This window comes from Longibacter sp. (genome assembly GCF_051155795.1).
In the GTDB taxonomy this organism is placed as follows: domain Bacteria; phylum Bacteroidota; class Rhodothermia; order Rhodothermales; family Salinibacteraceae; genus Longibacter.
The window spans coordinates 1-11,307 of record NZ_DAXETW010000085.1 but is presented as its reverse complement, the minus strand read 5'-3'; the positions used below and the strand labels follow the sequence as shown (position 1 = coordinate 11,307).

Genomic DNA, 11,307 nt, shown 5'->3' with positions numbered 1-11,307 from the left:
CCGTAGCTCCACTCGCATCGAGTCCAGGACCGTCATCGTCTGCTGCCGGTGCGAACGCCGTAGCCGCTCCAGTTGCCGCGCCGCACGCCGCGCGATCACTTCCACGCTGTCCCTTTGCGCTGCAGACGTGGGCTCTACCCGCTCTACCACTCGCTCGACGAAGCCCGAGGGCGTCCGGAGGGCGCGGACCCGGTCGGCCCGGTTCTGCACCCACCAGCCCGTCAGGACGCCCCCCAGCACGATGCCGAGCAAGAGCGTCACGACCAGAAGCAGGACCGACTTCGTTCGCGGGGAAAACGACATCCAGGGCATAACAGGCGGGGCAAAGCGAGAGGGAAGGTGACCGTGCGCGTACGGCTATTCGTCCGACGGAACGAGCGTGTCGTGAGCAGCCGCCGTCAACGTTACGTCCGGCAGCCCGAGGACCGCCTCCACTGTCGACGCCGACGCGTCGTCGTGGGTCGCAAGGTTGTAGCCACCGACGCCGGTGATCATCAGCAGAACCACGACAGCAAGCCGAAGGAAGACCGTCTGCAGCATCCGGTCGAAGGCGGGCACCGGATCTGCCTGCCGCACGCGGTCCATGACGCGGACGGCGAACCCGGTCTCAAAGCGGCGTTCCGGAACCTTCATCGTATGATGTAGCGCGCGGAGACGGTCGAGCCGAGCACGCATGTTCGTGTCCTCAGCCAGGCGGGCCTCCATGCGGTCCTTGTCCGCGGGCGACAGTTCGCCCATCAGGTAGCGCAGGAGACGATGGTCGGATGCGTCGTTGGAAGGTGTCATCGGGAGGGTAGATCGTCGGGCGAAAGGTAGGGTCGCAGCAGGGATTCGAGGGTCGATGTAGCCCGGTACAGGCGCGACATCACGGTTCCTTCTGGAATGTCCAGCATTTCGGCCGTCTCACGGGTCGAATACCCGTCCAGTAGTCGGAGCACGACGACGGCGCGGTGATCGTCCGACAGGTGCTCGAGGGCTCTGTGCACGAGCTCGGCGCGGTCCCGCGCGTCGATCTCTTCGTCTCCAGGTACGGGCGGCTCGCGGCTGAGCGCGGTGTCCGGTTCGGCGTCTCGACTCCAGAAGCGGTCGTACCACCGCTTCCGCCTCTTCAGCGCCTTCAGGGACTGGTTAATCGCGATTCGCGTCAGGTACGTACCTAACTCCGCGTCTCCGCGATACTGGTCCAGCGATTCGTAGAACCGGATAAACGTCTCCTGGCCCACATCATCCGCTTCCGGACCCGGCCCCAGCATCCCGATCACCGTCGCCGCCACCTGGTCCTCATATCGCTCGACCAGTTGCCGAAACGCCCACGACTGACCGTCCCGGGCACGGTCGATCAAGTCGGCATCGGACGGGTCGGAAGCAGACACAGGGAACGCGTTGGATCGAACAGAAACCGGTGAAGGGCGAGGACAAACCGAACAATGCTTAGATCGGGTGGGGACGCATTCCATTCCATCCGACCTCCGAAAATCGCCGCCTTTCACACAATCCAAACAATCACGTATCGATACGGAAGCCAGTTCATGAACGGGGCGGGCTCCGGCCGAACAGAACGCTGCACGATCTAAATGACCACACGCCCCCGTGCGCACCTGTGCTCCACTCCACGTCAGCCAAATGTGCACATCAAGCGGACACGATGGGCTTCAGGCACAACCGTGGACCCTCGCTCGACCCGCGTCTCCCACCTTTTCGTCGTCAAAATACGGCCGCCGCCGCCGCGCAACGAAGACGGTTTCCCCCAAACCGTTTCTTTTTCGGTTCCGATAGGCACCAGACAGAAAACGTCAGCCAATAACGCAGTCGATAGGAGCCGATCGAAAGGGTGCAGGGAATCCGACAACATGTCCCTCTCAATCCGACAACAAGAAAACGGCACCCGACAAGCCCTGAATAAAATATTTATTTTCCACCTGCGTAGAAATTAATATGTAAGATACTTATAATGGGTTGTGTTCTTATGCATATTGCATCCGTTTTATTATGGTTTGTGTACGATGTCGGGCCATCGTTCGCCGCGGGTCCCGTAACGGGGGAAGCTTGATCTACCTGCTCATCCTCCTCTTGATGGCGACAATGCCAACCGGCGCAAGCGCCCAGGCCGCAACGTCCTCCCGCCACACACTCAGCGGGTACGTCGTGGATGCCACCGATGGCGAGTACCTCGTCGGCGCGAACGTGTACGTATTCGCCAGATCAATCGGGACGACCACGAACCAGCAGGGCTTTTTCAGCCTCACGCTTCCGGCCGATTCCGTCGAACTTGCGGTCTCGTATCTCGGCTATCAAACCCAGACATTAAACCTCCAACTCGGAGCGGACCGGCACGTCACGATCGAACTGCAACCGACCGATCTAGCTTTGGAGGAAGTCGAAGTGGTCGGCAACCGAAGACCCTCGGTGCTCAATCAAACGCAGATGAGCGCCATCGACATGCCATTGGCGAAGATTCAGCAGGTGCCCGTACTGCTCGGCGAGACGGACGTAATCAAGACGCTGCAGCTCCTCCCCGGTGCCAAGTCTGGTACGGAGGGCTCGAGTGGCCTCTACGTCCGTGGCGGAAGTCCCGACCAGAACCTGATTCTGCTCGACGGCGCGCCGCTCTACAACGTCTCGCACCTGTTCGGTTTTCTGTCCGTCTTCAACGCCGATGTCGTGAACAACGTGAAGCTCATCAAGGGTGGCTTCCCGGCTCGCTACGGCGGACGCCTCTCGTCGGTTGTCGAGATCAACATGGACGACGGCAACCTGAAGTCATTTGAAACCGACGGCGCAGTGGGTCTGCTTGCCTCGCGTCTGGCCGTTCAGGGTCCGATTAAAGAAGACCAGACGTCGTTCATGGTTTCCGGCCGGCGCACCTATGCCGATGTTCTGGCGCGACCCTTCCAGTCAGGAGACGACCTTGTCGGATACTACTTTTACGACGTCAATGCGAAGATCAATCATCGTCTTTCATCCGTCGACCAGATTATCTGGAGCGCCTACGCAGGCGACGACCGCTTCTACCGCACCTATTATGAACAGAGCGAAGCCACGGGCGATGAGCGGTTCGACTTCGACTTTGGGTGGGGAAATATCGCCTCAACGCTTCGGTGGAATCACATTTTCAACAGCCGGCTCTTCGGGAGCTTCTCCCTGCTCTACAGCGAGTACCAGTTCGATATTGACTCGCGCGACGCGTCAACCAACGCGACCCCGGACGGCACCGAGGAAGCGAGCTATGCCTTACAGTACCGGTCGGGCATCCGGGACGTCGGCACGCGGGTCGACCTCGACTACGTGCCGACCCCGAGGCATCACATCCGGTTCGGCGGGGTCGTCACGCTCCACAGCTTTCGACCCGGCGCGACGCAGTACCGCGAATCCGGTGGCGCCAGTGTTGCCGACACAACGCTGGCTCCCAGCCCGTCCACGCGCGGGCTCGAGGCGGCGCTCTACGCAGAGGATGACATCGACATAACATCTCGCCTGTCCACGAACGTAGGCCTGCGTATCACGGGATTCGACGTCGAAAACTCGTTTTACACCTCGGTTCAACCGCGTATCGCTGCCCGCTATCGCCTCGCACCGCGCTGGTCGATCAAAGCGTCGTACGCCGCCATGGAGCAGAACATTCACCTGCTCACAAACAGCTCCACCGGTCTGCCTACCGACCTGTGGGTGCCATCAACCGACCGCGTCAAGCCGCAAACATCCCAGCAGGTTGCCGCCGGATTCGCGCACACGTTCGGCAAGGACGCCTTCGAGCTCACCACGGAGGGCTACTACAAGGAGATGCGCAACCTCATCGCATACGAGGAGGGCGCCGCATTCACACTCGGTGCCGACGAGGACTGGCAAGACGTGGTGGTATCCGGCGATGGATGGTCGTACGGCGCGGAGGTGTTGCTCCGACGCCAGAAGGGCCGTACCACCGGCTGGGTCGGCTACACGCTGTCGTGGACGATGCGGGAGTTCGATGATCTCAACGAAGGCGACCCGTTCCTCTACCGGTATGATCGCCGGCACGACGTCTCAGCAGTTGTCACCCACGACCTGACCGACATGATCAGCCTCTCGGGAACGTGGATCTACGGAACGGGCGATGCCATCACGCTACCCACCGCCCGCCACCGCGTGCCCGGCCTCACCCAGCGAGGAGGCCTGCCTGTTCCCAATGTCGCGGTAAAGACCTACGACGAGCGCAACGGCTATCGCATGCGGGCTTACCACCGTCTCGATTTCGGCGCCACATTCACGTGGTCAGGCAAGAACGAGCACGCGCTACATCTCGGGCTCTACAACGTCTACAATCGCAAGAATCCGTTTTTCATGTACACGCAGGAGTACTCAGACGGACTCAAGGCAACACAGGTATCCCTCTTCCCGATTCTGCCATCGGTCAACTATCGTTTCTCGTTTTAGCTACCGTGCCACGGCTAACAACCCCTTCTCTGCCGATGACTCGTCCTATGAACCCTGCTTCATCTCTCCCCGTCTGGGCTCTCGCTTTGGTTCTTCTGGTCGCCACCGGCTGCGAGTCGACCGTCGATGTGGAAACGACGGACCACGAGCCCCAGCTCGTTGTGAACAGCTTCTTCGCAAATGATCAACGCTGGGTCGTTGAAGTGAGCCAGTCGACGAGTGCCTTCGAGACCGCCGACCTGGAGGCGCCGGAATTTACGATCGACGATGCTACGGTATCCGTCGAACCCGCGGGTGCCGCGCCGATCGAGCTCAGCTACACCGACACGCTTACGTATGAAACGATCTTGGGCTCTCGCACCCCGAGCTCAGGAGGATATGCGGAACTGAATCGTCATCCACTCCCCGGCGAGACGTACACCGTACGCGTCGACGCGAAGGGCTTTCCTCCTGTGGAGGCTACCAGCCGCGTCCCTGCACCCGTTCCCGTAACCGTCACCTCGGCCGCACGCCGTGTCGAAGACTCATGGGTCGATCCGCCGTCCGTGCAGCAGGAGCGAACGATCACGCTTCGTATCCAGGACCCGCCCGGCAAGGAAAACTATTACTGGGTACGGATTGCCCAGATTGGTAATATCAGCAGTACAGAAGTTCGCTTCGCGACGCGGGATCGATCGATTATCAACGAGACGCCGACGGATCTGGACTCCAATGGTGATGCCGAGCTCAGTCGGGCTTATTTCCAAGACGCACTGTTCGACGGGCGAACGCACGAAATCGACCTGGTCGTAGAGGAATTTCTCGCCCCGGACCAGGAGGAAAGTCCGTATCCGTACTTCAAAGTCGAGTTCGGCGTGCTCAGCAAGGACCTGTACAACTACCTCGTGTCCGTCCGCACCTTCGAGGAGACGGACGTGAATCCGTTTGCGGAACCGATCAACCTGCACTCGAACGTCGAATCAGGGTACGGACTGTTCGCCGGACGCTACCTGCAGACGTTTGTCGTTCCATCGGAGACTGTCGCGCCCTGAAAACCTGGTTGACGGGCTCGCAGGCGGGTGGGGATGGGGGAAGGGGAGAAAGGGCGAGGGGGGAAAGGGTGAGGGGGAGAAAGGGGGATAGGGCGAAGGCGTGTGAGGTCTGGGGGCTGGGTTCGCAGCTGCACCTGTACGTCTGTCCGTTACGTCCGTCCATTACCTCTGTGGCTGCTCCAGACTCTGGCCATGGCGCCGCCGGCATGGATTTACAAGTGGTGCCTCCCGGCCTTTCGCGGTTCGTCGTCTTGAGCGCAACGCTAGACGAAGCGCGGACAGCCGGCGACGTGAGCGCAGCGAGCTAGTACCGGTTTGGTGCGGCTTTCTTTGCGGCTCGTTTTTTTTGGTTGCTCAAAGAAATGAGCCAGGGGAAGAAGACACATACCGAGTGCTCGGCACCCACCAACCCGCCGGCCCCGACGAGATGCCGGATCACAGCTGCCTGACGGAGGCGTCCGGCACGACGGGCACGCATGGGACGGCGGTGTGAACGTACGAATGTGTGAATAGGGAAAGGCAAAAGGGAAAAGCCGAGAGAGAGAGGGAGAGACGGGGCGCCGACGCCAGCGGAGCGAAGTCGCACCCATGGTGATTTTCTGCTTCACGTTTATCGGCAACTGAAACGACGAGACAGACGATACCAGCCGTAACGAACGGGATAACTCTGACTCACGGCGGGAAGAAGGTCGGATGAAGGCAATACAATAACTTTGCCCATGACCCGCTCACCTTTCCCCTCCGCCATGGAAGCCACGCCCGAACGCCTCGGCATCGATCCCGAGCAGCTCGCCCGCCTTTCCGAGAAAACGGACGTATCGGCCCTGCTCGACCGGCTCGATGACCTCGACGCCCGCGACCTCGAGCGTCTCTCGCAGGGTGCGCGTCCGGCTCGCCCTCAGCGGTCGCCGGAGCCCCCACCGGTCGACGGCGACTTCTACGACGTGTTCGAGGACCTGACGGAAAAGCAACAGCATGTCCGGCAACAGGTGCGCACGTTCATGGAGGAGACGGTGGCCCCCCGTGCAAACGAGGCATGGGAGAAAGGCGTCTTCCCGCGCGACTTGATCCCCGCAGCCGGCGATCTGTTCGCCGACATCATGACCGACGGCTACACCTTCCCGCCGGAAGACCCGATCGCCGTCGGACTCGTGAGCTACGAGATGTCACGCGTCGATCCGTCGTTCTGCACCTTCTGGGGTGTGCACACGGGACTGTCGATGGGCTCGCTGGCCATGTTCGGCTCGGACGCGCAGAAAGAGAAATACCTGCGCCCGATGGAGACCTTCGACATGATCGGATCGTGGGCGCTGACCGAACCGAAGCACGGCTCCGACGCTTCGCGGGGCCTGGAGACCACCGCGGAGAAGAAAGGCGACACGTGGATCCTGAACGGCGCCAAGAAATGGTCGGGTAACGCGACGTTCGCCGATGTTAACGTCATCTGGGCGCGGGATACGCGCGACGGTAACGTCAAGGGCTTTCTGGTCGAACTCGGCACGGACGGCTACGAGGTCGAAAAGCTACCCGGCAAGATCTCCAAGCGCGCCGTCGAAAACGTGCTGATCGAGATGAACGACGTGGAGGTGCCGGAGGCGAACCGCCTGCCAGGCGTGGAGAAGTTTGCCGATGTGGGACTGCAGCTGGCCTCCTGCCGGGCCGGCGTGGCGTGGGAAGCCGCCGGACTCGCCGCCGGTGCCTACGAGAAGGCACTGGAATATTGCAACGAGCGCATTCAGTTCGGCAAGCGCATCACCTCGTTCCAGATGGTGCAGGACCAGCTCGTTCGCATGCTCGGCAAGGTGACGGCACTCCAGACGTTCGTCATGCAACTCGGCCGCCAGGAGGCCCGCGACGGCTACATCACGCCGGAGCGCGCCAGCCTGGCGAAGGTGTGGTGCTGCGACACGATGCGCGAGGTCGTCTCGATCGCCCGCGGCCTGATGGGCGGCAACGGAATCTTGCTCGAACACGATGTCGCGCGCCTCTTCGCCGACGCCGAGGCCGTATACGCCTACGAGGGCTCTCGCGAAATGAACGCGCTGATCGTCGGCCGAGGGATTACCGGCCAGAGCGCGTTTGTTTGACGGCTGCGCTGGTCGTGGGTCGTAGATCGTGGGTTGTTTGTGGAATTGGGAGCGTGCAGATTTACCATGCGCCCCAGCGTAGCACCGCCGTGCACCGCTGGAATACCGAATAAACGGCACCTCAGACCCCGCACCTCACACCCAAACCTCACAACTCCATAATCGCGTTCGTCAGGATCGTCCCGCGGGTACCGGTCAGGTCGAGGTCGAACGGCTGATCGGTGCCCTCGACGTGCGCTCCCGGCAGGCCCCGGCGCGCGTTGGTCGCGTCGACGTCGGCATTGTTCTTCAGGAAAAGCGAAGCCATCGGGACGTCCGGGGCCTCGGACGCTTCCACGGCATCCATGAACGCCTTCTGGTGCTCGCGCCACTGCTTGATGGCATCCGCGACGGGTTTAAGGGCGGCGGCCTTCTTCTCAGCCGGTGCATCGGTGCCCACGTCCTCGGCCTCGTCGAGCGCCGACTGAAGCTGTTCACGCGCCTCGTCGCAGGCGTTCACGTGGCGCTCAAGTTCCTGCAGGTTGTCGTCGGACAGCATGGGTGTGGTAGATTCAGGGGAAGCAAGCGGACCGTTGGATCCACGAACGGCGCCGACATGCGTTCCTCACTGGTCGGCCCGTTCGCGCCGCCGGTTCCGGTCCATCGCGGAGCGTTGTGCAGAAACAGTGAACATCGTTCTGGCACTCTGGTGAAACGATGACGGAGGCGCGTGCACAAAAGCCCCGAACCGGGGGCGACAGGCCTCCGACCGCGATCGTTTTCCGCCAGGCTATATTTCGTGATGGCTTCTTCGACGAGTGATCCTTCCACTGAATCCGTTGATCTCATCGTGATCGGTGCAGGTCAGGGCGGCGGCCCACTGGCGGGGAAAATGGCCGAAGCCGGTCACTCCGTCGCGATCGTGGAGCGGAAGCACGTCGGCGGGACATGCATCAACGAAGGCTGCACGCCGACGAAGACCATGGTGGCCAGTGCCCGCGTTGCGCACCTGGCACGACGAGCCAAAGACTACGGGGTCAACACCGGAGAGGTGTCTGTCGATCAAGCGGCCGTTCGCGAGCGGAAGCAGGGGATCGTCGACATGTTTCGGGACGGAAGCCGCTCCTCGCTCACGGACCACGAGAAACTGGATCTCGTCGAGGGGCACGCCGAATTCGTCGACGAGCGAACCGTCGAGGTAACGCTGCATGATGGCAGCGTGCGGACGCTCGAAGGCGATCGGATCGTCATCAACACCGGCGCCCGCCCATTCTTGCCACCCATCGATGGCATCGAGGAGGACGGGGTACTGACCTCCACGTCCATTATGGAACTGGACGACGTCCCGGATCACCTCATCGTCCTCGGCGGCGGGTACATCGGCCTGGAGTTCGGTCAGATGTTCCACCGCTTCGGCGCGGATGTCACGATCATCGAGCGGGGCGAGCAGCTCCTCGGTCGCGAGGACGCGGAGACGGCCGACGCCATCCGGGACATCCTGACCGACGAGGGACTCCACGTCCACCTCGAAAGTGCCATCACATCGATCATCCGACACAGCGACGGGACGCTTTCGGCTGCTATCGACGGCCCGAAGTGCCCGCGGCGACTGCGCGGAACCCACATCCTCGTCGCTGCCGGGCGCCGACCCAATACGGACGACCTCGGCCTCGAGGCAACCGGCGTCGACACGGATAACCGTGGCCATGTCGTCACCAACGACCAGCTGGAGACCTCCGCGAATGGCGTCTTCGCCATCGGTGACGTGACGGGAGGCGCCGCCTTCACTCACATCTCCTACGATGACTACAGGATCCTGCGCGACCGCTGGCTCGACGGCGTCGACCGGTCAACAGAGGATCGCCCGGTCCCCTACACCGTGTTCATCGACCCGCAGCTCGGTCGCATCGGGCAGACCGCCGCTCAGGCCCGCGAGGCTGGGCACGATGTGCAGGTGGCACGCATGCAGATGTCGAGCGTGGCACGAGCCATCGAGACCGGCGAAACCCGGGGCTTCATGGAAGCGGTCGTCGACAACCAGTCCGGACAGATCCTTGGCGCCACGATCCTGGGCCCGGAAGGTGGGGAAATTGCCTCGCTTCTCCAGGTCGCCATGATGGGCAACCTGCGCTACGACGCGCTCCGAGATGGCGTCTTCAGCCATCCGACCTTCGCCGAGTCGCTGAACAACCTGTTTTCCCAGATCGACGACGAGAGGGTTCGGGCAACGCGCGGATCATAAGCACATGGCCCGTCCGGTTCCCACAGGGCAGAGCAATGCCCGGCCGGGAAGAGGGCACCGCCCTCGTGACCCGACCGGGCACATTGCTCCGGTTCTTCGTGATGACGTCGTCTAGTTGATATGGTCTACCGGCCGTTTGCACCTCGGGGACCACGCGGACCCGGCCCGTCGCCGCGGCCCATCCCCTGAACGCCAATCGTCCCTCGGAGAGCGTGATAGAGGGTGAACACAGCCTCCTGGTCGTCATCCAGGATGGCTGCAACCTCCGCCCGCCCTGCGGCACGGCGCGCCATAGGACGACGGACCCGCTCCCCTTCCTCGCGAGCCGCCTGTCGGGCCTCTCTGTGACGCGCCCGAATCGTGTCGAGCTGAGCCTTCTGATCGGCCGACAGCCCCAGAACGTCGTCTCGCACCGCCATCGCCTCCTCCCGGCGCGCTTCTTGCTCTGAACGACGGGTCGCACGCTGTTCTTCGATTTCCTGAATCTGTTCGTCCGTCAGCACCGACCGGATCTCGGCTCGCATCTCTTCCCGGAGCGACCGCATTTCCTCGCGCGTTTCCATGGACGGCCGCCCGGCATCTTCCGCGCGAAGATCGCGCATCCGCTCCCGGTACGCGCTGTGGATCTCGTCCACCTCGGACTGCTGCTCCTCGGTCAGGTCCACGACCTGCGACAGGCGATCGGCGGGCCCGGGTCGGTCTCCCTGACGGCCCCGGTTCGCCTGCCGGCGCTCCATTCGCCGGTCCGTGCGAGCCTCAAGGTTGTCGGTTTGCAGCGCCCGGGCATACGCGAGCGTACCGGTGGTGCCCAGCTCGTCGTGAATGGCGCCCGCGGCGGACCACAGCGCCCCAGGCTGCCGCTCGATTTGCTCAAGGATCGACCGAATCGCCTCCGACTGTGCGTCTGAAAGTCCGGCGTCGGTTGCCGCTGCCACCGCCGCATCGACGGTCTCGGCCGGAATGTCCACCTGCTGGGCAACGGCCGGCGTCCCGGTACTCCACGCGAATATTGCGACGGCCGTAAGCAACGCGAAAAGGCGAACCACGCGTCGCATGCCGGTTTCTTGGATGGAAATGTAGCTGGCTGATGTCATGGCTGAATGCTGTCTTGGATGGATGATCGGTTCTGGACTGCCCTTCACTGCCTTGGATTCACCGGTTAGATCGAAAACGGCACTGATTCATTTCATCTCATTTATGAAGAAACAATAAACGACTGGTCACCGCGCTCCGAAATCCTGACCGCCGTTCTCCAACACGCCATTGGCGAGGCCCCGATGACGCCCGGCGTTCCGCCCCCCGCTTCTATCCGTACCGCCCCCTTCGGCACCATGTCTACTCCATCCCCTTCTTCCCCGTATTGCTGCCTCGTCGTTGATGACGATCCCACGGCTCGTTCCGTGATGGCGCGCTACGTCTCGCGGCACCCGGACCTCGAACTGGCCGGCATCTGTGCGGACGCGGACGAAGCAAAAACGACGCTCCAGGACGAGCACGTCGACCTGGTCATTCTCGACATCGAAATGCCCGGCATGTCGGGACTCGAACTGGCCGACAT

Annotated in this window: 10 protein-coding genes; 5 read left to right on the top strand and 5 right to left on the bottom strand. The window is 62.3% G+C overall.

All coding sequences use genetic code 11. The features are described 5' to 3' along the window. The 3 genes from ACFCU0_RS09110 to ACFCU0_RS09100 all read right to left on the bottom strand — a co-directional run. The coding region (locus ACFCU0_RS09110) for a hypothetical protein (protein ID WP_434973354.1) at window positions 1-312 on the bottom strand (312 nt) is incomplete at its 3' end. Window positions 313-357: 45 nt separating this feature from the next. Continuing rightward, window positions 358-786, bottom strand: a complete 429-nt coding sequence (locus ACFCU0_RS09105) for an anti-sigma factor family protein (RefSeq protein ID WP_434973353.1) — start codon at window positions 784-786, stop codon at window positions 358-360. Then, window positions 783-1,373 carry an RNA polymerase sigma factor gene (locus ACFCU0_RS09100; protein WP_434973352.1) on the bottom strand — a complete coding sequence of 197 codons (591 nt, stop codon included), beginning with the start codon at window positions 1,371-1,373 and terminating at the stop codon, window positions 783-785. The genes ACFCU0_RS09105 and ACFCU0_RS09100 overlap by 4 nt, the downstream gene beginning before the upstream one ends. Before the next feature lie 700 nt (window positions 1,374-2,073). Here ACFCU0_RS09100 and ACFCU0_RS09095 point away from each other — a divergent pair. From ACFCU0_RS09095 to ACFCU0_RS09085, 3 genes are all read left to right on the top strand, one after another. Next, window positions 2,074-4,410, top strand: a complete 2,337-nt coding sequence (locus tag ACFCU0_RS09095) for a TonB-dependent receptor (protein WP_434973351.1) — start codon at window positions 2,074-2,076, stop codon at window positions 4,408-4,410. Between the two features lie 35 nt (window positions 4,411-4,445). After that, entirely contained in the window at window positions 4,446-5,441 is a 996-nt protein-coding gene (locus ACFCU0_RS09090) for a DUF4249 domain-containing protein (protein WP_434973350.1), read from the top strand. Between the two features lie 746 nt (window positions 5,442-6,187). Beyond that, window positions 6,188-7,528 (top strand): acyl-CoA dehydrogenase family protein, encoded by a 1,341-nt coding sequence (locus ACFCU0_RS09085; RefSeq protein ID WP_434973349.1) that lies wholly within the window; start codon window positions 6,188-6,190, stop codon window positions 7,526-7,528. Window positions 7,529-7,676: 148 nt separating this feature from the next. On the opposite strand, the gene ACFCU0_RS09080 is transcribed toward ACFCU0_RS09085, so the two are convergent. Further along, window positions 7,677-8,066 (bottom strand): hypothetical protein, encoded by a 390-nt coding sequence (locus tag ACFCU0_RS09080; protein WP_434973348.1) that lies wholly within the window; start codon window positions 8,064-8,066, stop codon window positions 7,677-7,679. A gap of 243 nt (window positions 8,067-8,309) precedes the next feature. Between ACFCU0_RS09080 and ACFCU0_RS09075 the strand changes: the two genes are divergently transcribed. Beyond that, complete coding sequence (locus tag ACFCU0_RS09075; RefSeq protein ID WP_434973347.1) at window positions 8,310-9,749, top strand: mercuric reductase; 1,440 nt, start codon at window positions 8,310-8,312, stop codon at window positions 9,747-9,749. 125 nt (window positions 9,750-9,874) lie between these two features. Here ACFCU0_RS09075 and ACFCU0_RS09070 read toward each other — a convergent pair whose 3' ends face one another. Further along, window positions 9,875-10,843 carry a Spy/CpxP family protein refolding chaperone gene (locus ACFCU0_RS09070; protein WP_434973346.1) on the bottom strand — a complete coding sequence of 323 codons (969 nt, stop codon included), beginning with the start codon at window positions 10,841-10,843 and terminating at the stop codon, window positions 9,875-9,877. A gap of 237 nt (window positions 10,844-11,080) precedes the next feature. Here ACFCU0_RS09070 and ACFCU0_RS09065 point away from each other — a divergent pair. Next, a partial coding sequence (locus ACFCU0_RS09065) for a LytR/AlgR family response regulator transcription factor (protein ID WP_434973345.1) occupies window positions 11,081-11,307 on the top strand: 227 nt, incomplete at its 3' end.

What these genes read in the sequence shown, in the direction of transcription:
- ACFCU0_RS09080 (WP_434973348.1), bottom strand. Translation starts at nt 8,066, where the DNA reads ATGCTGTCCGACGACAACCTGCAGGAACTTGAGCGCCACGTGAACGCC.
- ACFCU0_RS09095 (WP_434973351.1), top strand. Translation starts at nt 2,074, where the DNA reads ATGGCGACAATGCCAACCGGCGCAAGCGCCCAGGCCGCAACGTCCTCC.
- ACFCU0_RS09075 (WP_434973347.1), top strand. Translation starts at nt 8,310, where the DNA reads ATGGCTTCTTCGACGAGTGATCCTTCCACTGAATCCGTTGATCTCATC.
- ACFCU0_RS09070 (WP_434973346.1), bottom strand. Translation starts at nt 10,843, where the DNA reads ATGACATCAGCCAGCTACATTTCCATCCAAGAAACCGGCATGCGACGC.
- ACFCU0_RS09105 (WP_434973353.1), bottom strand. Translation starts at nt 786, where the DNA reads ATGACACCTTCCAACGACGCATCCGACCATCGTCTCCTGCGCTACCTG.
- ACFCU0_RS09090 (WP_434973350.1), top strand. Translation starts at nt 4,446, where the DNA reads ATGACTCGTCCTATGAACCCTGCTTCATCTCTCCCCGTCTGGGCTCTC.
- ACFCU0_RS09085 (WP_434973349.1), top strand. Translation starts at nt 6,188, where the DNA reads ATGGAAGCCACGCCCGAACGCCTCGGCATCGATCCCGAGCAGCTCGCC.